We start from the raw sequence: 24,070 nt of genomic DNA, 5'->3' as shown, positions 1-24,070 counted from the left end.
TCATCCCTGTAGTATTACTTTCAGTTGTTCTGTACCCGCTAGGAATTCAAGTTCATCCTTTGTTTCAAAGTTATAAACAATATTATGTAGTAAAGGGCTGTATTGATAAAAACTCGTGATGCGGTGAATGAGTAATGGGTCATGGTGAGAAATAAGTGTGCTGTATTGTTCATATACAGATGTGGTAAAATCATGTCCGAAATCATAATATAGCCCAGCAAAATCAAAAGCAGGATCGCCAATTTGAGCATCACCAAAATCGATAATCCCTGAAATATTTTTGTTCTGCTTATTAAATAAAATGTGATGATGTGTAAAATCAGCGTGAATAATTGTATTTTGAAAAGTGGTTGTATCGATAAAAGTAAAGAAATTCTCGAATAACCGATTTAAAGATGATTTCTGTAACGAAGTAAGACTATTAGTAACATACTGATTTAACTTAGTTTGTAGCTCTTTCCAGTAGGTAAGTGTTTTTTCAACAGGGAGTCCTAACGTTGTACCTTGTTTTAAAGGAATACTATGTAGGGTTGCAAGGAAGGTAGCTAATTGTGTAATAAGTGCTTTCCGTTCTTGTTTTTCTAGTGTAGTAACTATTTCTGTTTTTAACGGTTCACCATGAATGAGAGTATAGTAACTGCAAAGCGGAATAGTATCAGTATCCTTTTTATAGAATAGGTGGTACTTTGGAACCTCAATTTCATGTAGTGAATAAGAGAGAAGTGTGCATAGTTCTTTTTCTAACGGAATGCGCATTGCATATTCCTGTTTTCGAGGGAACCGAAACAGTAGCTCATCATTTACGATAACTGCTACATTATCCCACCCTTCTTCATTTTGTTTAAAGGAATGTATAGAAAGATTAGGCAAGGCTTCTTTTATATATTGTTTGTATGTGTCCATAATTGTTCCTCGTTTCTAAGTTAACTTATTCTAGTCTATGATATCAGAATTTTCTTTCTATATGTTAAAATATAACTATCATTATGAAGAGGGAGCGGGATTGTTATGAAGAAAAGAATACTAATTACTTCTTTATGTATCGCTTTTGGATTGTTTTGGTCATATAAAGAGGAGGTTTTTGCTAGCTATAAACCGATTAATCAGTACGGATTAAATAAGGGATTACAGAACAAAAGTATAGAAACTTTGACTCATAATGAAATGAAAAAGGTAGGAGAACATTTTGTGACAGAGCAACTATCAGTGTTTGAGTTTATTAATAAAGAAGATGTGAAACGAAAAGGTGAAGAAATATTTTCAAATAGAGGATATGACCAATTAATAGAAAATTATTATCCAAATCGTTTTCGAGATTTAGAGTATAAATTTATAAACGAGGACATACGTGAAGTGACGGATGAAAGCTTTCTCTATCAAACTGTAGCGTACGTTGCGGGTACTGAGAATGGTAAGAGAAGCGAAATGAAATTGAATTATGAAATGAAAATTGTAAAGGTTAATAATATATTTAAGGTGTTAGAACAAAAGCAGTATGTACAATAAATTGAAACATAAATGAGTGCCACAAATAGCCGATAAAAAAATCCCCCAGTTCTTTGAGGGATTTTAAAGGTTTTCATTTTGTTGTCCAAGTTCTTTTTGAGCAATGTATAAATTTCCTTGTTCGACTTGTTTCTGAGTAAGAACAGAATCACCTACATATCCTTTTTCTGTTTTTACAGTTCTGTTCGACCGATTGGAATTTTGTTTCTTCATATAATATGTCACCTTTCCTTAAAAATAAACAAAAATGATAAGCACAAGTAGTACTGCAGCGAAAATGGTAATACCCATTAAAAAAGAAGTGTTTTTATTTTTAGGTGGCTTATGTATATCTTGTCGATATCCAGGTGAAATTTCAGGGGCGAATTCTTCATCGAATGATTGCTTTTTTTCTTTTTCGTCCATATGTATCCACCTTTCTTTTTCATTATGTTATACGTTCAAAGAAAAAATATGCATAAAGAAAACCGCCCCTCTATCGTGAGCGGTGTTTTTTTGTTGTATATTTTCTTTGAACTTGAAAGAGACGGACAAGAAGGAAGATAGCACCAAATGCTAGACCGATAATAAGACCAATCCAATATCCTTTTGCTGCCCAGTCAGTATACGTTGCTAATATGTAACCGAGAGGGAGGCCTATTACCCAATAAGCGATTAATGTCATAATTAAGGAAACATTTACGTCTTTATAACCACGTAGTGCCCCTTGTACAGGAGTTGCAATTGCATCTGAAATTTGAAATAAAATCGCAAATATAAGAAATTCTTTTGCTAAATGATGAACTTGTATATCTGTCGTATAAATAGAAGCAATTTCATCATCAAAGAAGTAGAGAAGAATTGAATATAATAGGGCAAATGCAAGTGCTAAGCCAATCCCGATAAATCCATATTGTTTTGCGTTATTATATCGTTTCGCTCCAACTTCGAATCCAACAGCGATGGTCATTGCCATTGCTAAACTTAAAGGAGTCATATATAACAAGGAAGCGAAGTTCATAGCTGCTTGATGAGCTGCGATTGTTGTCGTACTAAAGTTACTCATCATAAGTGTTACTGCAGCAAAAATACTCGTTTCAAAAAAGATAGCAAATCCGATAGGGACGCCAAGTTGTAAGAACTCCTTCCAACTCGAAAGAGAAGGACGATATAATTGTTTAAAGATATGGAAAGATGTGAAAGGCTCTTTCGTACGAATAATAATAACGGTAATAATTAAAATGCACCAATAGGTTGCTGCAGAAGCAATTGCTGCTCCGACACCACCGAGTTTTGGGAAACCGAAATGACCGAAAATTAATACATAATTTAATACTACGTTAATTGGTAATGATAGTAATGTAATAATCATCGTTGTGCGAGTTTTTCCTAATGCATCAATAAATCCACGTAAAACAGTGTAAGTAAATAAAGGGATAATTCCAATTGCGATAATACTTAAAAATTGTGCCGCAATACGTTCTACAGGTTCTTCCAGGCCCATGCCGTTTAAAATAGGTGAAACAGCGAAGAAACCGATAAGGATGACCACGAAACTAGCACAAATTGCTAAATATACTGCTTGTATGACAACTTGGGGAACATCCTCTTTTTTCTTTGATCCAACGAGCTGAGCAACAATTGGAGTAGTAGCCATCAAAATTCCTGTTAATCCGGTACTAACGGGAAGCCATATACTTGTTCCGATAGCAACACCCGCTAAATCAATAGGACTCGCGTGCCCTGACATTGTCGTATCAAAAAAGCTCATTGCAAATAATGACATTTGTGTTACGAAAATCGGGAAAAATAGTAATACAAATTGCTTTAATTTTTGTGAGAATGAATTAGTTTCTTTCATAAAAGCCCCTTTCCGCATAAAAACAAACCCTCACTATCATACAATTTAATTAAAAAATAGAAAAGAAATACGCGCCTAGAACATATGGAATCAATAAAAAAAGGATGCACTTTGAAAAGGGATAAGGTATTATGATAAGGTGTGAAAAATTACATATTCGTTATTAAGGAGGCACTACTCGTGGCTGATTGGTTAATTGGAATAATCATGGGCGCTGTTGAAGGTTTAACAGAGTTTTTACCAGTTTCATCAACAGGACATATGATTTTAACAGGTCATTTACTTGGATTTGACGATGAGAGAGCGAAAGTTTTCGAAGTTGTTATTCAATTGGGATCGATTTTAGCGGTTGTTGTTATATTTTGGAAGCGTCTATGGTCTTTAGTAGGTATAGGGAAAGTAACAGACGGACCATCGTTAAATTTATTACATATTATTATAGGGATGATTCCTGCCGGCGTACTTGGCGTATTGTTCCATAGTGCGATTAAAGAAGTTTTATTTGGGCCAGGCCCAGTTGTCATTAGCTTAGTGGCTGGTGGTATTTTAATGATTGTTGCTGAAAAGTTTTCGAAACCAAGTACAGCAAGAACATTAGATGAAATCACATATAAGCAAGCATTTACAATTGGAATGTTCCAATGTTTAGCGCTTTGGCCAGGATTTTCTCGTTCTGGATCTACAATAAGTGGTGGTTTATTAGCTCGCGTTTCGCATACAGCGGCGGCTGAATATACATTCATTTTAGCAGTACCAATGATGGTAGCTGCAAGTGGTTTAGATTTAATTAAAAGCTGGGATATATTAAGTACGGCTGATATTCCATTATTTGCAACAGGATTCATTACAGCGTTCGTTGTTGCGATGCTTGCAATTGTTTCATTCTTAAAATTATTAGCTCGTGTAAAACTAACACCGTTCGCTTACTACCGTTTCATTTTAGCTGCGGTATTCTATTTCTTCTTCATTATGTAATAAAAAAACTGCCGAGTTCGGCAGTTTTTTTATTTTACTACTTTTTCCATCATGCTTTCCATTACATGTTCCCAAAGAGCAGTATCATCAGCTAATGTGGCACGGAAATTAGCGTACATTTCTTTTTGTTTCTCTTCGAATGTTGGATCTTCTTTTTCAGGCAATGTAGCGCGCATTGAAGTTACTAATTCTTGTACTTTCGGAGCGCGTGGTCCCCAAACGGCTTGTTCATTTCCATCTTTATCAATGAAAATAAAGATTGGAATGGCACGTGCTGTTCCATTTGTTAAATATTGATCCATTAATTCTAAGTTTTCATCGCGAATTAATAATCTCATATCAATATTTGCAACTTCAGAAATTCGTTTCATAACAGGTACGCATAAAAGAGCGTCACCACACCAATCAGCTGTTAATACGATAACACGCCAGCCATCATTTTGGCGTTCTTCTAATACAGGAAGTAATTCATTTGGAATTAAAAAGTTATTGTAAATGTGTAGTAACTCGTATTGATTTACTTTCATTTCATTCACATATGTATCAAAGGACATACCTTTATCAGCCCATTGTTGCAAGTTCATAAGTAACACCTCTTTAGTATGATTTGTTTTCATTGTACCAATTTTTATATAGAAAAGCTTGTATTCTTACTCTTTCTTGTGGCTTAATAATTTATTTAATAGGAAAAAGAATAGTACGACACATAATTCAGCAATGTTGGACAGTTGTACGTTCTCTATCCAATCGTCGGCAGTATGAATGACGAACCAATCTAACGTAATTTCAATGATTGCAAAAAGCGTAATAGCCAGCCAATTTGGCATGTTTTTCGTCATTGGATATAGCAACGCCTTGAGGAAACCGAAGATAAAGAATGTAATACCGTCTAAGAAAGTGATTAATAAAAAAAATAGAAGTAAAGCAGTTCGTGATCTATACTCAATACCTGTAATATGAAAGATTCCTACATATACAAAGAATATAAATGCAAAAAATATAATGAGAAGCAGAATAACAAAACCAATAATTATAGTCTTATCTTTTAGATTGAGATTAGAAAATTCGTCTTCTTCACTCATTACCCCATCTTCTTTTTCTGGAAAATTAATTTTATTGTATCATGGAATATCTATTAAAAAACTACGAATTATGGGAAAATAAGGTGACAAAAAGTAAGATTTCATGTAAAATTATTAATAAGGTTTTTATTTAACTAAATGAAATAAAAGGGGCTGTCAAAGTTGTCTCAAAATCGAGAGCAATTAATGGAAGAACTATCGACAAATGTTTTTGCTATGTTCCGCACGTTGCGTAATGATATTGGAAAAATATTTGGTGGTTACATACCGTGGAATGAGTTCATCGTCCTTAGAATATTGAACCGTACGAATAAAGAAATGGTATCACGTGTAGCTAACGAATTAAATGTATCGAATAGTCATATTACAGCTGTTACAGAAAAATTAATTAATAAAGGTTTTGTAACCCGTTCACGTTCTACATCAGATCGCAGAGTTGTATATTTAGAGATTACAGAGCAAGGAAAAGATTTGGTTGCGAAAATGGAAGGTGAGAAAAAGAAATATTTACAAGAAAGATTCTCTGCACTTTCAGAAGAAGAAATGAATATAATGATATCTATTTCTAAAAAACTTATTTAATTCATTATAATTAAGAAAACGCTTACGTAGAAAAGAAGAAGACCTTCCTTATATGAGGAAGGTCTTCTTTCTTATGTAAAAGATTATAAAAAAGAAAATATGTAACATACTACTAGTAAAGGAAGGGGGCAGAAATATGACAAATCGAAATGGTAGTAAAGGGAGCGGAAATCAAGGCTCACCAGAATCAGGGCAATTTCAGCAAGAGTTTAGTGCGGAATTTGAGACTGGTAATGATAACAAAGGGAAAGAATATCGTTCGAAAAAAGGAAGTAAATCAAAAAAGGAGTGAATCTTTTCACTCCTTTTTTGATTTAAGATGCTGCAGATTGATCCGTATTATATTTTTCTTCTGATTTTGCGACAATCATTGCGCAAATTGCATCACCAGAAATATTTACAGCTGTTCGTGACATATCTAGAATGCGGTCAATACCGATAATTAAGGCAATACCTTCTACTGGTAGATTTACTTGATTTAATACCATCGTAAGCATTACAAGTCCAACACCTGGTACACCGGCAGTACCGATACTAGCTAGTACAGCAGTTAATACGACGACAGCTAATTGGGAAATAGTAAGCTCAACACCGTATACTTGAGCAATAAACACAGTTGCTACACCTTGCATAATGGCAGTACCATCCATATTGATAGTTGCACCTAGTGGTTGTACAAAAGAACTTATCGCTTTTGGAACGCCAAGTTTTTCTTGTGCTGTTTTCATCGCAAACGGAAGAGATGCATTAGAGCTAGATGTACTAAATCCAATTGCCATTACTGGTCCGAAATGTTTAAAGAAACGGACAATGCTTTCTTTTGCTAATACCTTTAATAATCCGCCATAGACGAAGACGCCGTGAATTATAAGTACTAGCATAACGACAATCATATACTTGAACATCGCAGCGACGCCTGCAAGACCCATTTTACCAACGGATGAAGCGAGCAATCCAAATGTTCCGATTGGAGCTAATTTCATAACGAGATTAACAAGATACATCATTAATTCGTTGCCCTGTTCAAGTAATGAATGGATACCTTGGACTCGTTTTCCTAAAATAGCTATACCGAGTCCGATTAATACGGCAAAGGCAATAATTTGTAACATGTTTCCATCAGCCATCGCTTTTGCTGGATTATCTGGTACGATATTTAGCAATGTATCGACGAAAGATGTTTCGGTTTTTGCCCCTTCATATTTAAGCCCTTCGGTTTTAAAATTACCGCCAGATCCTGGTTTTATAATCAGTGCAAATGTAACTGCAATAGTGATGGCAACGGCTGTAGTGACAAGAAAGAATGAAATGGATTTTAAGCCGATTCTTCCAAGTTGTTTCGGGTCTCCAAGCCCAGCAGCTCCAAGCACGATAGAAATGAACACAACAGGAACAACTAGCATTTTAATGAGTCGAATAAACAATTGACCAAGTGGATTAAACACATATTGATTTAATGGTTCAAAAATGGATGGTGCAGCTAAATTTAAAGTGAGTCCGACAACTAAACCGAGAAATAATGCAATTAAGATTGCTTTTGTTTGTTTCAATAAAACCCCCCCTTATTTTTGTGAAATTACTTTCTATATTAATTGTACCGAAAAACTACCTAATTTGACAATATTTTCTGAATATTTTGTATAGAAATATCTATTTAAATATAGATTGTTTTTGCTAAAGTGAGCAAAAAAGTTGGGAAATCTAGTTAGAAAACAAAATAGACCATCACATAGGATGGTCTAGGGAAGGGGACAATTTATGTCAATTTAATTAGGGATGGAAGTTGTTCAAGACACTGGGGAATGTCTTATAAATTAGGGAGGAACAACTTCGATACATATACTATAAAAGGTGGATGTGACCAGGGTGTGAACATAGAGTGAAAGAGAGAGGGAGTTTTACATAAAGGATAAAGTAAACAAAAAATAAGACCATCACATAAGAGATGGTCAAGGAAGGGGACAATTTATGTCAATTTAATTAGGGATGGAAGTTGTTCAAGACACTGGGGAATGTCTTATAAATTAGGGAGGAACAACTTCGATACATATACTATAAAAGGTGGATGTGACCAGGGTGTGAACATAGAGTGAAAGAGAGAGGGAATTTTACATAAAGGAATAAAGTAAACAAAAAATAAGACCATCACATAAGAGATGGTCAAGGAAGGGGACAATTTATGTCAATTTAATTAGGGATGGAAGCTATTCAAAGACACTGGGGAATGTCTTATAAATTAGGGAGGAACAGCTTCGATACATATACTATAAAAGGTAGATGTGACCAGGGTGTGAACATAGAGTGAAAGAGAGAGGGAGTTTTACATAAAGGATAAAGTAAACAAAAAATAAGACCATCACATAAGAGATGGTCAAGGAAGGGGACAATTTATGTCAATTTAATTAGGGATGGAAGTTGTTCAAGACACTGGGGAATGTCTTATAAATTAGGGAGGAACAACTTCGATACATATACTATAAAAGATAGATGTGACCTTGGCGTGAACATAGAGTGAAAGGTATGAGGATTTGAGAAATGATACATATAAAATGATTGTTGCGAGAGTTGTAGAGTAAGAATAAATAGAATAGAAAGTGTCTTGTCATAAAATGAAGTAAAGTTAGAGTATAAATAAAAGTTGAAATCTTTGAAAAAAAGGATTATGCTCAACTATATTATAAGAATATAAGGTTTATCCCGCTATGTAAGGTTTGTTATAAGCCTTTAGCTATGAGGGGGAAAAGGGAGTTAGTGAATATGGAAGTAACAAAAAGACAAGGGCTGTATAATCGTTTTATACGATTAAATCCACCACAAATATTAGCATTAGGTTTTTTTTGCTTAATTGTGGTTGGCGGTTTGTTATTAAAGTTACCATTCGCAACGAAAGTACATATTAGTTGGGTAGATGCTTTCTTTACGGCAACATCAGCAGCAACTGTAACGGGATTGGGAGTAGTAGATACTGCGAGTACGTTTACGATGTTTGGCGAGATTGTTATTATGTTTTTAATTCAAACAGGTGGTTTAGGTCTTATGACAATTGCCATTTTAATTGTTTGGGTATTAGGTAAAAAAATCGGATTACGCCATCGGTTATTAATTGGAGAGGCATTTAATCAGACAAATATAGGTGGTCTTGTAAAATTAGTAAAACGTGTCTTTATATTTTCAATTTGTATTGAGCTTATTGGAGTCATCTTTTTATCATTTCGCTTTATTCCAGAGTTTGGCTTTGGAAAAGGTGTATACTACAGTATTTTTCACGTGATTGCATCTTATAATAATGCTGGATTTGCTCTATGGCCGGATAATTTAACAAGGTATGTAGGAGATCCTATTATTAATATTGGGATTTGCTCTTTAATCGTAATAGGTGGTCTCGGTTTTACTGTATTAATTGATATATGGTATAGCCGTAGTTTCCGAAAACTATCGCTTCATTCCAAAATTATGATTGTTGGAACGGTAGCGTTAAATGTGATAGCGATGATTGTTATTTTTGTATTGGAGTATAATAATGTGAAGACGTTAGGGAATTTGCCTTTAAATGAAAAGTTATGGGCTTCTTTCTTTCAAGGTATTACTCCTCGTACTGCTGGATTTAATACAGTTGACTACGGGGGGATGGAAGAATCATCTATATTATTTACGATGGTTTTAATGTTTATTGGTGCAGGAAGTGTATCAACAGGTGGAGGGATTAAATTAACAACGTTTGTTATTTTAGTTACATCTGTCCTTTCTTTCTTTAAAAAGAAGGAGGAAATCGTATTATTTCAGCGCACAATAAAAATGTCGACAGTAACGAGAGCGTTAGCCATTGCTGTTGCCAGTCAAATCCTCATTTTTGCAGCAGTATTTGTATTAATGCTTACAGAAAAATTCAGCTTTATTCAATTATTATTTGAAACAATTTCAGCGTTCGGTACAGTAGGGTTAACGATGGGGATTACTGCAAAGTTATCAGCGTTTGCAAAGTGTATTATTATGTTTGTTATGTTTTGCGGATTAATTGGACCGTTAACACTTGTGTTTTCTTTAGCGCGACCAGCAAAACAAAAAATTAAATATCCATCGGAAGATGTATTTACAGGATAAGGTATCCCGCATAAGCGAGATACCTTTTTCATTTTAAAAAAGGGAGAACAATAATCCAACAAGTGCTACTCGGAATAAAATTGCAATGAGTGCTGCAACTCCGCCGACAATCGCAGCGATACCACCAGTTACAGTAGCTCCGCGATTATAAGCGTAAATCCCTAGTAATACAGAAACAAGACCAAATAATGTTGGGAAGGTAAAGAGTGATAAGATAGATAAGGCAAGAGCGATAAAGCCAGCAGTTGATCCAGCCGCGGACGATCTCACATCATCTTTATGATCTTTCTCATCGTAATCATAATCAATGCGCTGTGGTGCAACCTCAGCTGCATATTCTTCTTTATATTCACTATCTATTCTATCTCTTTTTTTATACTCATCAAATTTTTCAGTCAAAGTCATGACTCCTTTCATAACAAGGTTCAATAGTAGTATGTTTCTCTTTTTCTTTTTTATCCGAGTATGTACAGGGAGTGATATCCATTTAGAAGGAAGAAATTGTTTTTTTGAAATAGGAAAAGTTAGTATGACTTCCTCTATTTTGGAAAGTATAAAAAAGAATAAGAAGGAAAGGGTGCAATACATAATGGAACATCCAATTGAAAATTTAATGAAAACAGCAATGACAAATTTAAAAGAGATGGTAGATGTAAATACAATTGTCGGAAGTCCAGTTTCAACGGCTGATGGAAATGTAGTATTAACAGTATCTCAAGTGGCTTTTGGTTTTGGTGCCGGCGGAAGTGATTTTAAAGGTGATTTTATTTCTGAAAAACATAATAACGGACAAGGGCAGCATAAAGAGAACAAGCAAAGTCATCCATTTGGAGGCGGAAGCGGGGCTGGGGTTTCTATTAGCCCAGTTGCTTTTTTAGTAGTTGGTTCTAACGGTGTGCAAGTATTGCACCTCAATAGTAGTACGCATTTAATTGAAAAGGCTTTAAATACTGTACCAAGCACTGTAGATAAATTTGTAAATGGTCGCCAAAAGTGAACTTGCATTTTTTAGGAATTATGATATATTAGAAAAAGTGCGCTTTAGGATGATCGGAATAATTGAACTGTAAATATATATGATGTGTGGAATAAGGGAGAGGAATTTATGATTAATATCAAAAACTTAGTAGTTGGCTTATGTATGTTAGTAAGCGGTTTTGTTGTATATGTAATAAAAGAAAAAGCTCCATTCTAAAACAGACAAACCGTTACTGTCTGTTTTTAATTTGTAAAAAATGTTGACAAGTTATTGTATTGGTGTTAAAATTTTAATTCGTGTCTCGGTTACAGCTAGTGTAAAGTAAATAAATCTTATAAATATAATACGAAAAGTTTGCGAAAGATCGGGTAGTCTTACCAACAACTTTTGTGAACAAACCCTATAAATTATAATTGTAGGCTTTATAGGTATACTAGTGAATCAAGGAGCGGTCATTGGAACCGTGATGATGAGAGAGAGGTAGGGCTTTCATCCAGTATATGTTACTTTCCCGTTAGGTGAATATAAAAAAGAGGACTCCTTTTCAAAAGGAGTCCTCTTTCTTTTTTAAGTGCGGCTCTCAACTTGCTGACAAATTTCATCTGTTGTTAAACCATGAGCTGTAATTACCGATCCCTTAATAGATGTATCTGCAATACCCATCATATTGGAATCTTGCCCAGTTACAACACAACAATCGCACCCTTGTGCATCATGTTCGGAGTGAAGGGTAACGACTTCATGTCCCTGTTGCTTAAGAGCTTGTTGAACATCTGTTAATGAGTTTTCAACGCCAATTCTAGCCATAATTCTCACCTCCTACCATCTAGTTGCTAGTATGCTCAAGTACATCGCATATATTTATGCAAAGACGGTAGGAAGCCTATATTTATTCTGTTATTGAAGGATAGCTTAATTAACGTATCACTTTATCCCGCTTTAATGGGCAGTAAGACCCCTACCTCAAAATTCAGCGAAAGCAAAGAAGTTAGGTGGGGATCGGGCTGCACATAAAAGTCCGATTGGTGAGGGCTAATAATAAGTGGGGGATGAAGAAAACCCCCGCTGATTAAAGTTTCACTTTATTTAGTCGTTATATACACCAGTAAGCATTTGACTTACGAATTGATCGTTTAAAGTATCTTGGGCGGAAGAAGTATTTGAATGAATGTCGATTGAAGCAATAAAATTATTATGTTCTTTATTATTTGGTTCTACCTCTACATAATTATCGAATTTACAAAAACCTTTCGTATCCATTAGATCAAATAGTTGAAGCATTTCTACTACCTCTTGTCTCGTTCCTTTAATTTGTACACACGCCATATTGATTTCCTCCTTCATTTTGACAAATTGTTTTTTAAAAATAGGATTATGATTGCGAGATGAAAAATATGAATGTTATTTTTAGACAGCGTTATTTTTCTTATTTTCCTCCTTTTTCAGCAAAAGTCGTTGTATATTCCCGAATTTATAAAAACGGACGTCCGTTTATTGAATACAATAGATTCGTATCAATTGATGAAAATCCTTCTTTTAAACAAATATTTTTTTAGTGGAATTTGGCGAAAAAAATTTTTGACTTTTTGTAAACGTTAACAATGCTGTTAAATCAATATAATCAAAGATGTACGTACGATTAAAAATTATAAATTTTCTAAAAATTAACTTGATTTATTTAGAAAGGAGAGTAAACTAGGAAACAATAAAAAATTCATAGAACATAGGAGGCGCTTTCCAGTGAATGAGCAATGGATTTTCTTAAATGGAGAATTTGTTCCAAAAGACGAAGCAAAAGTTTCAGTATATGATCATGGTTATTTATATGGAGATGGAGTATTTGAAGGAATTAGAGTTTATAGCGGTAATGTTTTCCGTTTGAGAGAGCATCTTGTCCGGTTATATGAATCAGCAAAATCCATCATGTTAGAAATTCCATATTCTTTAGATGAAGTAACGAATATTGTTGTTGAGACGATTCGACAAAATAAATTATCTAATGGATACATTCGCCTTGTTGTATCGAGAGGTGCAGGAAATCTTGGATTAGATCCTGATTCTTGTAAGAAACCGAATGTAGTCGTAATTGCAGAACAACTATCTTTATTCCCACAAGAATATTATGAAAAAGGGATTCCAGTTGTAACAGTTGCAACGCGCCGAAACCGTCCAGATGTTTTGTCGCCTCAAGTAAAATCACTAAATTACTTAAACAATATTTTAGTTCGTATTGAAGCGAAATTAGCTGGAGTACAAGAAGCACTTATGTTAAATGATCAAGGATACGTAGCTGAAGGCTCAGGAGATAACGTGTTTATTGTAAAAGGAAATAAATTAATTACACCACCAAGTTCTGCTGGAGCGTTAGAAGGTATTACACGAAACGCTATTTTAGAAATCGGTGAAAAACTTGGATATGACGTTAGAGAAGAATTATTTACAAGACATGATGTATATGTAGCTGATGAAGTATTTTTAACAGGAACGGCTGCTGAAGTAATTGCTGTTACGACAGTAGATGGTAGAACGATTGGTTTAGGGCAAACAGGTCCACATACGAATCGTTTATTAGAAGAATTCCGAAAGTTAGTTATAGAAGATGGAGAGAAAATTTACGAAGAAAATAAAGTTGGATAACAACTTTTTATAACATAAGAAAGCGTTGAGAGGGAGGAGTAGTTGATTGTGAAGCCTCACAGAGAGTCGGTGGTTGCTGAAAACCGATGGTTCACGTCGACGAACATCGCCCTTGAGTGCTAAGCTGAAGCATTTGTCTAGGCTTAGACGGTAGCTCCGTTATTAGCTAGACCCATTAATGGGTCACTGAGGCAAGAGTATTCTTGCGAAGAAGGGTGGTACCGCGAAATCTTTCGTCCCTTCAGCACATAGCTGGAGTGTGGACGTAGGATTTTTTTTATTGATAAAAGTTTTCAAAAAGGGGGCTTATAAAAACAATGTCTTCAAAAACGGAAGAGAAACTGGCAACTGGTGCACAGCTATTGTTAGAAGCGCTAGAAAAGGAAGGAGTAGAAGTGATTTTCGGTTATCCTGGTGGTGCTGTTTTACCTCTTTATGATGCACTCTATGACTGTGAAATTCCGCATATTTTAACAAGGCATGAGCAAGGTGCGATTCACGCCGCTGAAGGGTATGCCAGAATTACTGGTAATCCAGGGGTTGTTATTGCAACGAGTGGACCAGGTGCTACAAATGTTATTACAGGTCTTGCAGATGCCATGATTGATTCGTTACCACTTGTTGTATTTACAGGGCAAGTAGCAACAACGTTAATTGGAAGTGATGCTTTCCAAGAAGCGGATATTATGGGGCTTACGATGCCGGTGACAAAGCATAACTATCAAGTGCGAAAAGCTTCAGATTTACCTCGAATTATTAAAGAAGCATTTCATATTGCTAGAACAGGAAGACCAGGCCCAGTCGTTATTGACCTTCCAAAAGATATGGTGGTAGAGCAAGGGGAACGATGTAATGACGTACAAATGGATTTACCAGGATACAACCCGAATTATGAACCGAATCTACTCCAAATAAACAAATTATTACAAGCAATTAGTGCTGCAAGTAAGCCGTTAATTTTAGCTGGAGCAGGTGTATTGCATGCGAAAGCATCAAAAGAGTTAACAAGTTTTGCTCGTAAATATGAAATCCCAGTTGTGCATACTTTACTTGGTCTTGGAGGCTTTCCGCCAGATGATGAACTTTTTCTGGGAATGGGAGGAATGCATGGTTCATACACAGCCAATATGGCGTTATATGAATGCGACTTACTTATTAATATAGGTGCAAGATTCGATGATCGGCTTACTGGAAATTTAGCTTATTTTGCTAAAGAGGCGACTGTTGCGCATATCGATATTGATCCAGCAGAAATCGGAAAAAATGTGCCGACTGAAATTCCTATTGTTGCAAGTGCTAAGCTAGCGTTGGAAGTATTACTTCAACCGGAAGGAAGGAAAGAAAATCATCATAATTGGCTTTCCTTATTAAAGAGTAGAAAAGAAAAATATCCACTATCTTATAAACGGAATTCGGAAAGTATTAAGCCTCAATACGCAATTGATATGTTATATGAACTTACGAAAGGAGAAGCGATTGTAACAACAGATGTTGGGCAACATCAAATGTGGACCGCACAATATTATCCGCTGAAAAAACCAGATAAATGGGTAACTTCTGGAGGATTAGGAACGATGGGCTTCGGATTTCCAGCAGCAATTGGGGCACAAATTGCAAAGCCTGATGAACTAGTTATCGCAATTGTCGGTGACGCTGGATTTCAAATGACGCTGCAAGAATTAAGTGTGTTAAAAGAACACTCCTTACCAGTTAAAGTGTTTATTTTAAATAATGAAGCTTTAGGAATGGTAAGACAATGGCAAGATGAATTTTATAACAAAAGATATTCGCACTCTTTACTATCGTGTCAACCAGATTTCGTCGCTCTTGCGAATGCGTATGGCATAAAAGGAGTTCGCATAGATGATCCACTTCTTGCAAAGAAGCAAATACAGCATGCGATTGAATTACAAGAACCGGTCGTAATTGATTGCCGTGTACTTCAATCAGAAAAGGTAATGCCGATGGTTGCGCCAGGGAAAGGTGTTCACCAAATGGAGGGAGTGGAAAAAAGGTGAAGAGAATTGTTACAGCGACAGTTCGAAATCAAAGTGGTGTGTTAAACCGAATTACAGGTGTTATGACACGAAGGCATTTTAATATTGAAAGTATTTCAGTAGGTCATACAGAATCATCGGACATATCACGGATGACGATTGTTGTACACGTGGAAAATGAACAGCAAGTTGAGCAGTTAATTAAACAACTTCATAAGCAAATTGATGTTCTGAAAGTATCAGATATTACGGAAGAAGCGATGATCGCAAGAGAACTTGCACTTATTAAAGTTGCAACATCAGTAGCAAGAGCAGAATTATATAGTTTAATTGAACCGTTTCGAGCCGCTGTAATAGATGTTGGGAAGGATTCCATAGTTGTGCAAGTAACTGGTACGCAGGAGAAGGTAGAAGCATTAATTGAATTACTTCGTCCATACGGTTTGAAAGAAATTGCTAGAACAGGTGTAACTGCATTTACGCGTAGTATGAAAAAACAAGATAAGCAAGTTATGTTAATTCAATAATCATTTAAATATAGGGGGAAATGAAAATGGCAAAAGTTTATTATGAGAAAGATGTAACGGTAAATGTATTAAAAGAAAAGAAAGTAGCAATTATCGGATATGGCTCGCAAGGTCATGCGCATGCGCAAAACTTGCGTGATAACGGATTTGATGTAGTAGTAGGTTTAAGAAAAGGGAAGTCTTGGGATAAAGCGAAAGAAGATGGATTTTCTGTATATACAGTAGCAGAAGCAGCGGAGCAGGCTGATCTAGTAATGATTTTACTACCTGATGAACTGCAGCCAGAAGTATATGAAGCGGAAATTGCACCAAATTTACAGGCAGGAAATTCTCTCGTTTTTGCACACGGATTTAATGTTCACTTTGATCAAGTGAAACCACCAGCGAATGTAGATGTATTTCTAGTAGCGCCTAAAGGTCCAGGGCATCTTGTACGCCGTACGTTTGCTGAAGGCGGAGCGGTTCCTGCATTATTCGCCGTATACCAAGATGCGACAGGAGTTGCGACTGAAAAGGCACTTTCTTATGCTGATGGAATTGGAGCGACGAGAGCGGGCGTATTAGAAACGACGTTTAAAGAAGAAACAGAAACAGATTTATTTGGAGAGCAAGCTGTACTTTGCGGCGGAGTAACTGCGCTAGTAAAAGCTGGATTTGAAACGCTAGTTGATGCAGGATACCAGCCTGAACTTGCATATTTTGAATGTTTACATGAACTAAAACTAATCGTTGACCTTATGTATGAAGGTGGACTTGAAAATATGAGATATTCAGTTTCAGATACAGCGCAGTGGGGCGACTTCGTATCAGGACCACGCGTTGTAACGGAAGATACGAAGAAAGCGATGGGTGCAGTGCTAGCTGAAATTCAAGATGGTACATTTGCAAGAGGCTGGATTGCAGAGCATAAAGCAGGAAAACCGAATTTCCATGCGACAAATGAGAAAGAGAATGAACATAAAATCGAAGTAGTTGGACGTAAATTACGTGAAATGATGCCTTTCGTACAGCCGCGAGTAAAGGCAGGGATCAAATAATATGAAGCAGATTTTTTTCATGGATACGACGCTACGTGATGGCGAACAATCACCAGGAGTGAATTTAAATGAACAAGAGAAATTGCAAATTGCAAGGCAATTAGAGAGATTGGGTATTCATGTCATGGAAGCTGGCTTTGCAGCAGCTTCCGAAGGGGATTTTCAATCGGTAAAACGCATCGCAAATACGATTCAAAATGCTACAGTTATGAGTTTAGCTAGAGCGAAAGAAAGTGATATTCGAAGAGCATATGAAGCGGTGAAAGGTGCTGTATCTCCCCGTCTACACGTATTTTTAGCTACGAGTGATATTCATATGAAGTATAAACTTTGTATGTCAAAGGAAGATGTGTTAGATAGTATTCATCGCTCGGTTACACTTGGGAAATCGTTATTTCCGACAGTACAATTTTCTGCAGAAGATGCAACAAGAACAGCAAGAGATTTTTTAGCTGAAGCAGTAGAAGTTGCGATTCGTGCAGGAGCAAATGTAATTAATATTCCAGATACAGTTGGATATACGAATCCAGAAGAGTATTATTCTCTTTTTAAATACTTACAAGAATCTGTTCCTTCATATGAAAAAGCAATTTTCTCTTGTCATTGTCACGATGATCTTGGGATGGCTGTAGCCAATTCATTAGCTGCGGTTGAAGGGGGAGCGTTGCAAGTAGAAGGAACAATTAATGGAATTGGAGAAAGAGCAGGGAATGCGGCGTTAGAAGAAGTCGCAGTTGCTCTTCATATTAGAAAAGATTTCTATAAAGCGGAGTCTTCTATGACGCTAAAAGAAATTAAAGCGACGAGTACACTAGTAAGCAGATTGACAGGTATGGTTGTACCGAAAAATAAAGCGATCGTTGGAGCGAATGCATTCGCTCATGAATCAGGAATTCATCAAGATGGTGTATTAAAAGAAGTGACAACGTATGAGATTATTGAACCGGAGCTAGTAGGCGAATCTCAAAATCTATTTGTACTTGGAAAACATTCTGGACGTCACGCGTTTACAGAAAAAATGAAAGAGCTTGGCTATGAATTTACAAAGGAAGAACGAGATGCGGTGTTTGAAGCGTTTAAAAAATTAGCTGATCGTAAGAAGGAAATTACGGAGGAAGATTTACGTGCACTTATGCTTGGGGAAGCAGCATTTGCGGCTCAGCAATATACCATTACACAACTGCAAGTACATTTCGTATCAAATAGTACACAATGCGCGACAGTTGTGCTAAAAGATGAGGAAGGAAATGTATACGAAGATGCAGCTACTGGCTCTGGTAGTATTGAAGCGATTTATAATGCAATCCAAAGAATTTTAGGATTAGAATGTGAATTGGCGGATTATCGCATACAATCTATTACACAAGGTCAAGACGCACTAGCTCATGTTCATGTTGAATTAAAAGAAGGAATGCATCAAGTATCAGGTTTTGGTGTCGCGCAAGACGTATTGGAAGCGTCGGCGAGAGCATATGTCCATGCGGCTGGGAAATTAAAATCTTTTATCCAGCTTGTGAAATAAGTGGTTGATAGGTGAGAGAAGCTTTCCTCACCTATCAAAAAAAGTTCTGAAAATTTAGTTAAAAGGAGTGTTGAAATTGGAAAAACGTATCGTTTGTTTAGCTGGTGATGGTGTTGGCCCGGAAGTTATGGAAAGTGCGAAGGAAGTATTGCATATGGTAGAGAGATTATATGGGCATCGTTTTCATTTGCAAGATGAGTACTTTGGCGGGAGTGCTATCGATTTAAATGGGCAACCATTACCACAACGAACGCTTGCCGCCAGTTTAGCAAGTGATGCAGTTTTACTAGGAGCAGTTGGTGGACCAAGGTGGGATAGTGCGAAAGAAAGACCAGAAAAAGGATTATTAGCTTTAAGAAAAGGACTCGGCGTATTTGCGAATGTTCGCCCTGTAACGGTAGAAAGCGCAACGGCACATTTATCGCCATTAAAAAAGGCTGATGAAATTGATTTTGTTGTCGTTCGTGAATTAACAGGCGGAATTTATTTTTCTTATCCGAAAGAACGAACGGACGAAGTAGCAACCGATACACTTACGTATCATCGTCATGAAATTGAACGTATCGTTTCGTATGCTTTTCAATTAGCGAGCAAACGGAAGAAGAAAGTAACATCGATTGATAAGGCGAATGTTTTAGAGTCTAGTAAACTATGGCGAACTGTGACAGAAGAAGTAGCACTTCGTTATCCAGGCGTTGAACTAGAACATATTTTAGTAGATGCCGCTGCGATGGAATTAATTCGAAATCCAGGACGGTTTGATGTAATTGTAACGGAAAATTTATTTGGAGATATTTTGAGTGACGAGGCTTCCGTATTAGCTGGATCATTAGGGATGCTTCCATCAGCAAGTCACGCGGAAAAGGGACCTTCATTATACGAGCCTATTCACGGATCAGCACCGGATATTGCCGGGAAAAATAAGGCGAATCCAATTGCAATGATGCGCTCTGTTGCAATGATGCTTGGCCAATCGTTCGGATTAACGAGAGAAGGGTGTGCAATTGAAGAAGCAATTTCTGCAGTCCTTACATCAGGGAAATGTACAGCAGATATCGGTGGGACTGAAACGACAACTTCATTTACGAAGGCGGTTATGCAAGAAATGGAAGAGCAAGCGTTAGTAGGGAGAGGGAGATAATGGGGAAAAGGTTGCTAGATAAACTATGGGAAAGACATATAGTTACGACAAACGAAAATGGGTTGGATTTATTATATATCGATCTTCATCTTGTTCATGAAGTAACGTCACCGCAAGCCTTTGAAGGCTTGCGGCTTACAAATCGAACGGTCCGTAGACCAGATTTAACATTCGCAACGATGGATCATAATATTCCAACGAAAGATGTTTGGAATATTACCGATCGCATTGCGAAACAGCAACTAGATACACTTCGTGAAAATTGTAAACAATTTCAGGTACCGTTAGCGGATATTGGAGATGAAGAGCAAGGGATTGTTCATGTTATCGGACCAGAACTTGGGCTCACGCAGCCAGGAAAAACAATTGTTTGTGGTGATAGTCATACAGCAACACACGGTGCGTTTGGCGCGCTAGCATTTGGCATTGGCACGAGTGAAGTGGAACATGTATTGGCGACACAAACGTTATGGCAACGTAAACCGAAAGCGATGGGCATTGAGTTAAAAGGGAAATTACAGAAAGGTGTTTACGCAAAAGATATTATTTTGCATCTCCTTTCAAAGTACGGTGTAGCAGTTGGAACCGGATACGTAATGGAGTTTTATGGAGAGACAATTGGAGCTATGGAGATGGAAGAGAGAATGACGCTTTGTAATATGGCAATTGAAGGAGGAGCGAAAGCTGGTATTATAGCACCAGATGAAAAAACATTTGCTTATGTAAAAGGACGTCAATATGCACCGAAAGACTATGAAACTTTCGAGAAAAAATGGTCTGAACTGTATACAGATTCAGATGCGATTTATGATTTACATATTTCAATTGATGTGGCGGATTTAGCACCGTACGTTACGTGGGGAACAAACCCGAGTATGGGTGTTCGTATTGATGAAAAATTGCCAGAAAAGCATGATGCAAATGACGAAAGAGCATTTTCTTATATGGGATTAAGCCCTGGACAAAGTACGTATGACATTCCAGTTCAGCATGTTTTTATTGGATCTTGTACAAATTCCAGGCTCTCTGATTTAGAAATTGCTGCATCTGTTGTGAAAGGAAGAAAGGTAAAAGAAGGTGTGCGAGCACTCGTTGTGCCTGGATCGAAAAGAGTAAGAGAAGCTGCGATGCAAAAAGGACTACATCACATCTTTGAAGAAGCAGGATTTGAATGGAGAGAACCTGGATGTTCAATGTGTCTTGGAATGAATCCAGATCAAGTACCTGAAGGAGAACATTGTGCTTCCACTTCAAACCGTAATTTTGAAGGAAGACAAGGAAAAGGAGCACGAACACATTTGGTTAGCCCAGCAATGGCGGCAGCAGCTGCATTATATGGTCATTTTGTTGATACTAGAAAGGAGAGTTATGATGGAGCCATTTCGTATTCATAAAGGTACTGCCGCAGTACTGATGAATGATAACATTGATACAGATCAAATTATTCCGAAGCAATATTTAAAGAGAATTGAAAGGACGGGATTTGGAAAATATTTATTCGATGAATGGCGTTATGATAATAACCGCCATGAAAACCCTAATTTTCCACTTAATGCACAAGATAGAAAAGGAGCAAGTATATTAATTACAGGTGATAATTTTGGTTGCGGTTCTTCAAGAGAACATGCTCCATGGGCGCTTGCTGATTATGGTTTCCGTGTTATTATCGCTGGCGGGTTTGCAGATATTTTTTATATGAATTGTATGAAAAATGGTATGTTACCAATTGTAATGGATAAAGAAATGCGAGAACAACTTGTCAAAGCGGATGCGAGAGAACAAATAGAAGTAGATTTAGAGAATGAAGTCATTACAACGAGTACGCACAAGTTTCATTTTACAATCGAGAAAATGTGGAAAGAGAAATTATTAAATGGTCTAGATGAAATTAGTATTACAATGCAATATGAACAAAAAATTGTAGAATATGAAAGGGAAGTAGCTTTATATTAAGAAATAACGGAATGTTCGAAATGTATTTACATTCAGAATTAAGTATTATATACTATGTAAAAAATCAGAGGAGAAAGGGAGTAAGTATTATGAATATCGTGCAACCTCTTGAAATGCTTACACAACTACATCATCATACATAAAGCCCTTGAACCTAGCGTGAAAACGTGTAGGCACAAGGGTTATTCCCGTTGTACCTACACTCTACTAAAGAGCCTTGTAGGTATTTTGTCTACAAGGCTCTTTTTATTTTCGGTTTAGGTGAATGAAATAGGCATACATTAGAAAGGGAAAGGTGTGAGAATTTAGATGACAAAATGGAAACGGGCAAATCCAAATGGAACGAGAGACTATTTATTCGAAGAATGTACGTTAATTGAAGAAGTGGAGCAAAAATTAAGACGTACTTTTTTAGAGCGAGGTTATGAGGAAATAAGGACACCAACAATAGAATTTTATGATGTGTTTGCCTTTCAAAATAGACCGATAGATGAAGAAAAGATGTATAAATTTTTTGATGAAAAGGGACGGATTATCGTCTTGCGTCCAGATATGACAATTCCTTTAGCGAGAGTGATGGGAACGCAGAGGTGGGATACGCCGCTAAAACTGACGTATGGTGGGAATGTATTTCGGGCGAATGAGTCCCTTACTGGAAAATATAATGAAATTATACAAAGTGGTATTGAAATTATTGGGATTGATAATGTAAGAGCTGAAATTGAATGTGTTATAAGCGTCATTCAATCACTTCAAAAGGTGAAGGTGCAATCTTTTACAATAGAGATTGGGCAAGTGCAGTTATATAAATGTATTGTCAAAAAGCTCTCCATTCATGAGGAAGAAGAGAGAGTACTTAGAACATATATTGAAAGTAAAAATTATGCTGCTCTATCAAATTTTATTAGAGAAAAGAAATTAGATCGATGTGATGAAACAGTAAGATTACTTGAGAAATTACCAAGGCTATTTGGGAATTTAGAAGTGATTGAGGAAGCAGAAAAACTCGCCTCAAGTAATGAAATGAAAATGGCCATCGCAAGAGTGAAAGAAATATATGTAGCCATTGAAAAACTAGGCTATGGATCTTACATATCAATTGATTTAGGTATGATCCAACATCTAGATTACTATACAGGAGTTATTTTCAAAGGGTATATATATGAAATTGGAGAAGAAATTGTTAGTGGTGGAAGATATGATGAGTTAATTGGAAATTTTGGAGAAATGCTGCCGGCTGTTGGACTCGCGGTGCAAGTCAATCAAATTGTGAAGGCGCTGCAAGAGCAGCAAGAACCATATGAACGAAAGAGAATAGATATAATCATTCATTATGAGTTAAATAGATTAGCAGAAGCGGAAAGATTACGAAGTTTACTTCAAAAGGACGGGAAAAAAGTAGAGCTATCCTTATTCTCTAATGTAAACGACACCTTTCAATTTGCAAGAAAAAATCAAATAGTAACGGTCGTTGAGGCGAAGAATGAATCATTAGTGGAATATGTATGGAAAGAGAAATGGGTAGTCCAGAAAGAAGGAGAAGCCTCATGCGTAACATTCAAATTGCGTTAACGAAAGGGAGATTAGAAAAGCATGTGATTCCACTCTTTGAGCAAATTGGAATTGATTGTTCAGAGCTCAAAAATAAAGGGCGAAAGCTTGTCTTTCAAAGTAAGAATACAGATATCTCATTTATTTTAGTGAAAGCAGTAGATGTTGCTACTTATGTAGAACATGGGGTAGCGGATATTGGGGTCGTTGGAAAAGATATTTTAATGGAAAATGAGAAAGATGTTTATGAAATGTTGGATTTAGGAGTAGGCGTGTGTAAGTTTTGTGTAGCTTCTATTCCTACTTATAATCCGAAGAGCTACCGGAAGAAACGTATTGCAACGAAATATCCCCATATTACTTCTAACTATTTTCATGATAAAGGAGAGGATGTAGAAATTATTAAAATAGAAGGTTCTGTAGAAATCGCTCCTATTCTTGGATTGGCAGATGCAATTGTTGATATTGTTGAAACAGGAACAACATTACAAGAAAATGGACTCATTGTATTTGAAGAAATGTGTTCTATATCTGCTCGAATGATTGTAAATAAAGCTGCATTAAAAACTAAAAAAGACGAAATATTCAGTATTATAAATATGATGGAGCAAGAAATTTTGTCAGGAAAATAGGGGGACTT

The 24,070-nt window shown here is 36.4% G+C and carries 27 protein-coding genes and 1 other annotated feature; of the genes, 17 read left to right on the top strand and 10 right to left on the bottom strand.

Going from position 1 to position 24,070, the window contains the following annotated elements:
* The gene (locus AABL52_RS19970; protein WP_000382056.1) at positions 1 to 903 is read right to left on the bottom strand and encodes an aminoglycoside phosphotransferase family protein; all 903 of its coding nucleotides are present in this window, start codon (positions 901 to 903) and stop codon (positions 1 to 3) included.
* A gap of 105 nt (positions 904 to 1,008) precedes the next feature.
* Here AABL52_RS19970 and AABL52_RS19965 point away from each other — a divergent pair, with 105 nt between their 5' ends.
* Complete coding sequence (locus AABL52_RS19965; RefSeq protein ID WP_341518260.1) at positions 1,009 to 1,506, top strand: biotin transporter BioY; 498 nt, start codon at positions 1,009 to 1,011, stop codon at positions 1,504 to 1,506.
* Between the two features lie 63 nt (positions 1,507 to 1,569).
* Here AABL52_RS19965 and AABL52_RS19960 read toward each other — a convergent pair whose 3' ends face one another.
* The 3 genes from AABL52_RS19960 to AABL52_RS19950 all read right to left on the bottom strand — a co-directional run bounded on the left by AABL52_RS19960 (position 1,570) and on the right by AABL52_RS19950 (position 3,346).
* Positions 1,570 to 1,719, bottom strand: a complete 150-nt coding sequence (locus tag AABL52_RS19960; protein WP_341518259.1) for a hypothetical protein — start codon at positions 1,717 to 1,719, stop codon at positions 1,570 to 1,572.
* An 18-nt stretch (positions 1,720 to 1,737) separates the two neighbouring features.
* Positions 1,738 to 1,911 carry a 2-isopropylmalate synthase gene (locus AABL52_RS19955; RefSeq protein WP_341518258.1) on the bottom strand — a complete coding sequence of 58 codons (174 nt, stop codon included), beginning with the start codon at positions 1,909 to 1,911 and terminating at the stop codon, positions 1,738 to 1,740.
* A gap of 70 nt (positions 1,912 to 1,981) precedes the next feature.
* Positions 1,982 to 3,346 carry an MATE family efflux transporter gene (locus AABL52_RS19950; protein WP_341518257.1) on the bottom strand — a complete coding sequence of 455 codons (1,365 nt, stop codon included), beginning with the start codon at positions 3,344 to 3,346 and terminating at the stop codon, positions 1,982 to 1,984.
* 180 nt (positions 3,347 to 3,526) lie between these two features.
* Between AABL52_RS19950 and uppP the strand changes: the two genes are divergently transcribed.
* Positions 3,527 to 4,321: a bacitracin resistance undecaprenyl-diphosphatase gene (uppP, locus tag AABL52_RS19945; RefSeq protein WP_087979915.1), complete on the top strand. Its 795-nt coding sequence runs from the start codon at positions 3,527 to 3,529 to the stop codon at positions 4,319 to 4,321.
* A 29-nt stretch (positions 4,322 to 4,350) separates the two neighbouring features.
* On the opposite strand, the gene AABL52_RS19940 is transcribed toward uppP, so the two are convergent.
* Both AABL52_RS19940 and AABL52_RS19935 read right to left on the bottom strand, forming a co-directional pair.
* Complete coding sequence (locus AABL52_RS19940; RefSeq protein WP_097845712.1) at positions 4,351 to 4,938, bottom strand: thioredoxin family protein; 588 nt, start codon at positions 4,936 to 4,938, stop codon at positions 4,351 to 4,353.
* A 33-nt stretch (positions 4,939 to 4,971) separates the two neighbouring features.
* On the bottom strand, positions 4,972 to 5,403 hold the full coding sequence (locus AABL52_RS19935) for a YrvL family regulatory protein (RefSeq protein ID WP_341518256.1): 432 nt from the start codon (positions 5,401 to 5,403) through the stop codon (positions 4,972 to 4,974).
* A 162-nt stretch (positions 5,404 to 5,565) separates the two neighbouring features.
* Here AABL52_RS19935 and AABL52_RS19930 point away from each other — a divergent pair, with 162 nt between their 5' ends.
* A complete protein-coding gene (locus tag AABL52_RS19930; protein WP_000081442.1) occupies positions 5,566 to 5,985 on the top strand; it encodes a MarR family winged helix-turn-helix transcriptional regulator in 420 nt (139 codons plus the stop codon).
* Between the two features lie 136 nt (positions 5,986 to 6,121).
* Positions 6,122 to 6,277 carry a hypothetical protein gene (locus AABL52_RS19925; protein ID WP_000184927.1) on the top strand — a complete coding sequence of 52 codons (156 nt, stop codon included), beginning with the start codon at positions 6,122 to 6,124 and terminating at the stop codon, positions 6,275 to 6,277.
* A 22-nt stretch (positions 6,278 to 6,299) separates the two neighbouring features.
* Here AABL52_RS19925 and AABL52_RS19920 read toward each other — a convergent pair whose 3' ends face one another.
* The gene (locus tag AABL52_RS19920; protein ID WP_000814820.1) at positions 6,300 to 7,535 is read right to left on the bottom strand and encodes a dicarboxylate/amino acid:cation symporter; all 1,236 of its coding nucleotides are present in this window, start codon (positions 7,533 to 7,535) and stop codon (positions 6,300 to 6,302) included.
* Between the two features lie 1,207 nt (positions 7,536 to 8,742).
* Here AABL52_RS19920 and AABL52_RS19915 point away from each other — a divergent pair.
* A complete protein-coding gene (locus AABL52_RS19915; RefSeq protein ID WP_341518255.1) occupies positions 8,743 to 10,086 on the top strand; it encodes a TrkH family potassium uptake protein in 1,344 nt (447 codons plus the stop codon).
* A gap of 33 nt (positions 10,087 to 10,119) precedes the next feature.
* On the opposite strand, the gene AABL52_RS19910 is transcribed toward AABL52_RS19915, so the two are convergent.
* Positions 10,120 to 10,503 carry an imidazole glycerol phosphate synthase gene (locus tag AABL52_RS19910; RefSeq protein ID WP_341519741.1) on the bottom strand — a complete coding sequence of 128 codons (384 nt, stop codon included), beginning with the start codon at positions 10,501 to 10,503 and terminating at the stop codon, positions 10,120 to 10,122.
* Between the two features lie 112 nt (positions 10,504 to 10,615).
* Between AABL52_RS19910 and ytfJ the strand changes: the two genes are divergently transcribed.
* Positions 10,616 to 11,083 (top strand): GerW family sporulation protein, encoded by a 468-nt coding sequence (gene ytfJ, locus AABL52_RS19905; RefSeq protein ID WP_061678666.1) that lies wholly within the window; start codon positions 10,616 to 10,618, stop codon positions 11,081 to 11,083.
* Positions 11,084 to 11,191: 108 nt separating this feature from the next.
* Positions 11,192 to 11,281: a hypothetical protein gene (locus tag AABL52_RS19900; protein ID WP_000608225.1), complete on the top strand. Its 90-nt coding sequence runs from the start codon at positions 11,192 to 11,194 to the stop codon at positions 11,279 to 11,281.
* A gap of 351 nt (positions 11,282 to 11,632) precedes the next feature.
* Here the strand turns inward: AABL52_RS19900 and AABL52_RS19895 are convergent, their stop codons facing one another.
* Together AABL52_RS19895 and AABL52_RS19890 are read right to left on the bottom strand one after the other, a co-directional pair.
* Complete coding sequence (locus tag AABL52_RS19895) at positions 11,633 to 11,872, bottom strand: YkuS family protein (protein WP_061678665.1); 240 nt, start codon at positions 11,870 to 11,872, stop codon at positions 11,633 to 11,635.
* A 279-nt stretch (positions 11,873 to 12,151) separates the two neighbouring features.
* Positions 12,152 to 12,391 carry a DUF3911 family protein gene (locus tag AABL52_RS19890; RefSeq protein WP_000752504.1) on the bottom strand — a complete coding sequence of 80 codons (240 nt, stop codon included), beginning with the start codon at positions 12,389 to 12,391 and terminating at the stop codon, positions 12,152 to 12,154.
* Between the two features lie 414 nt (positions 12,392 to 12,805).
* On the opposite strand from AABL52_RS19890, the gene ilvE reads away from it, so the two are divergent.
* The 10 genes from ilvE (at position 12,806) to hisG (ending at position 24,062) form a co-directional block, all read left to right on the top strand.
* The gene (gene ilvE, locus AABL52_RS19885; protein WP_001005497.1) at positions 12,806 to 13,702 is read left to right on the top strand and encodes a branched-chain-amino-acid transaminase; all 897 of its coding nucleotides are present in this window, start codon (positions 12,806 to 12,808) and stop codon (positions 13,700 to 13,702) included.
* A 16-nt stretch (positions 13,703 to 13,718) separates the two neighbouring features.
* Positions 13,719 to 13,946, top strand: a binding site (T-box leader).
* A gap of 73 nt (positions 13,947 to 14,019) precedes the next feature.
* Positions 14,020 to 15,720, top strand: coding sequence for an acetolactate synthase large subunit (gene ilvB / locus AABL52_RS19880; RefSeq protein WP_341518254.1), 1,701 nt, complete (start codon positions 14,020 to 14,022; stop codon positions 15,718 to 15,720).
* Positions 15,717 to 16,226: an acetolactate synthase small subunit gene (ilvN, locus tag AABL52_RS19875; RefSeq protein WP_000822948.1), complete on the top strand. Its 510-nt coding sequence runs from the start codon at positions 15,717 to 15,719 to the stop codon at positions 16,224 to 16,226. The genes ilvB and ilvN overlap by 4 nt, the downstream gene beginning before the upstream one ends.
* 26 nt (positions 16,227 to 16,252) lie before the next feature.
* The gene (gene ilvC / locus AABL52_RS19870; RefSeq protein WP_341518253.1) at positions 16,253 to 17,263 is read left to right on the top strand and encodes a ketol-acid reductoisomerase; all 1,011 of its coding nucleotides are present in this window, start codon (positions 16,253 to 16,255) and stop codon (positions 17,261 to 17,263) included.
* Between the two features lies 1 nt (position 17,264).
* Positions 17,265 to 18,785, top strand: a complete 1,521-nt coding sequence (gene leuA, locus AABL52_RS19865; protein WP_341518252.1) for a 2-isopropylmalate synthase — start codon at positions 17,265 to 17,267, stop codon at positions 18,783 to 18,785.
* A 76-nt stretch (positions 18,786 to 18,861) separates the two neighbouring features.
* On the top strand, positions 18,862 to 19,926 hold the full coding sequence (leuB, locus tag AABL52_RS19860) for a 3-isopropylmalate dehydrogenase (RefSeq protein WP_097843831.1): 1,065 nt from the start codon (positions 18,862 to 18,864) through the stop codon (positions 19,924 to 19,926).
* Positions 19,926 to 21,320: a 3-isopropylmalate dehydratase large subunit gene (leuC, locus tag AABL52_RS19855; RefSeq protein WP_097820216.1), complete on the top strand. Its 1,395-nt coding sequence runs from the start codon at positions 19,926 to 19,928 to the stop codon at positions 21,318 to 21,320. Before leuB ends, leuC begins: the two co-directional genes overlap by 1 nt.
* Positions 21,298 to 21,879, top strand: coding sequence for a 3-isopropylmalate dehydratase small subunit (gene leuD / locus AABL52_RS19850; protein WP_000433207.1), 582 nt, complete (start codon positions 21,298 to 21,300; stop codon positions 21,877 to 21,879). Before leuC ends, leuD begins: the two co-directional genes overlap by 23 nt.
* A gap of 309 nt (positions 21,880 to 22,188) precedes the next feature.
* Positions 22,189 to 23,451, top strand: coding sequence for an ATP phosphoribosyltransferase regulatory subunit (gene hisZ / locus AABL52_RS19845; protein WP_000170309.1), 1,263 nt, complete (start codon positions 22,189 to 22,191; stop codon positions 23,449 to 23,451).
* Positions 23,427 to 24,062 (top strand): ATP phosphoribosyltransferase, encoded by a 636-nt coding sequence (gene hisG, locus AABL52_RS19840; RefSeq protein WP_341518251.1) that lies wholly within the window; start codon positions 23,427 to 23,429, stop codon positions 24,060 to 24,062. Before hisZ ends, hisG begins: the two co-directional genes overlap by 25 nt.
* Positions 24,063 to 24,070 lie beyond the last annotated feature (8 nt).

It is taken from the genome of Bacillus paramobilis (genome assembly GCF_038096195.1).
GTDB lineage: Bacteria > Bacillota > Bacilli > Bacillales > Bacillaceae_G > Bacillus_A > Bacillus_A mobilis.
Note: the sequence above shows the minus strand (reverse complement) of the source record. Positions and strands in the feature narration are given on the sequence as shown.

What these genes read in the sequence shown, in the direction of transcription:
- AABL52_RS19970 (WP_000382056.1), bottom strand. Translation starts at nt 903, where the DNA reads ATGGACACATACAAACAATATATAAAAGAAGCCTTGCCTAATCTTTCT.
- AABL52_RS19965 (WP_341518260.1), top strand. Translation starts at nt 1,009, where the DNA reads ATGAAGAAAAGAATACTAATTACTTCTTTATGTATCGCTTTTGGATTG.
- AABL52_RS19960 (WP_341518259.1), bottom strand. Translation starts at nt 1,719, where the DNA reads ATGAAGAAACAAAATTCCAATCGGTCGAACAGAACTGTAAAAACAGAA.
- AABL52_RS19955 (WP_341518258.1), bottom strand. Translation starts at nt 1,911, where the DNA reads ATGGACGAAAAAGAAAAAAAGCAATCATTCGATGAAGAATTCGCCCCT.
- AABL52_RS19950 (WP_341518257.1), bottom strand. Translation starts at nt 3,346, where the DNA reads ATGAAAGAAACTAATTCATTCTCACAAAAATTAAAGCAATTTGTATTA.
- AABL52_RS19940 (WP_097845712.1), bottom strand. Translation starts at nt 4,938, where the DNA reads ATGAAAACAAATCATACTAAAGAGGTGTTACTTATGAACTTGCAACAA.
- AABL52_RS19935 (WP_341518256.1), bottom strand. Translation starts at nt 5,403, where the DNA reads ATGAGTGAAGAAGACGAATTTTCTAATCTCAATCTAAAAGATAAGACT.
- AABL52_RS19925 (WP_000184927.1), top strand. Translation starts at nt 6,122, where the DNA reads ATGACAAATCGAAATGGTAGTAAAGGGAGCGGAAATCAAGGCTCACCA.
- AABL52_RS19915 (WP_341518255.1), top strand. Translation starts at nt 8,743, where the DNA reads ATGGAAGTAACAAAAAGACAAGGGCTGTATAATCGTTTTATACGATTA.
- AABL52_RS19910 (WP_341519741.1), bottom strand. Translation starts at nt 10,503, where the DNA reads ATGAAAGGAGTCATGACTTTGACTGAAAAATTTGATGAGTATAAAAAA.
- ytfJ (WP_061678666.1), top strand. Translation starts at nt 10,616, where the DNA reads ATGACTTCCTCTATTTTGGAAAGTATAAAAAAGAATAAGAAGGAAAGG.
- AABL52_RS19900 (WP_000608225.1), top strand. Translation starts at nt 11,192, where the DNA reads ATGATTAATATCAAAAACTTAGTAGTTGGCTTATGTATGTTAGTAAGC.
- AABL52_RS19895 (WP_061678665.1), bottom strand. Translation starts at nt 11,872, where the DNA reads ATGGCTAGAATTGGCGTTGAAAACTCATTAACAGATGTTCAACAAGCT.
- AABL52_RS19890 (WP_000752504.1), bottom strand. Translation starts at nt 12,391, where the DNA reads ATGGCGTGTGTACAAATTAAAGGAACGAGACAAGAGGTAGTAGAAATG.
- ilvB (WP_341518254.1), top strand. Translation starts at nt 14,020, where the DNA reads ATGTCTTCAAAAACGGAAGAGAAACTGGCAACTGGTGCACAGCTATTG.
- ilvC (WP_341518253.1), top strand. Translation starts at nt 16,253, where the DNA reads ATGGCAAAAGTTTATTATGAGAAAGATGTAACGGTAAATGTATTAAAA.
- leuA (WP_341518252.1), top strand. Translation starts at nt 17,265, where the DNA reads ATGAAGCAGATTTTTTTCATGGATACGACGCTACGTGATGGCGAACAA.
- leuC (WP_097820216.1), top strand. Translation starts at nt 19,926, where the DNA reads ATGGGGAAAAGGTTGCTAGATAAACTATGGGAAAGACATATAGTTACG.
- leuD (WP_000433207.1), top strand. Translation starts at nt 21,298, where the DNA reads ATGGAGCCATTTCGTATTCATAAAGGTACTGCCGCAGTACTGATGAAT.
- hisZ (WP_000170309.1), top strand. Translation starts at nt 22,189, where the DNA reads ATGACAAAATGGAAACGGGCAAATCCAAATGGAACGAGAGACTATTTA.
- hisG (WP_341518251.1), top strand. Translation starts at nt 23,427, where the DNA reads ATGCGTAACATTCAAATTGCGTTAACGAAAGGGAGATTAGAAAAGCAT.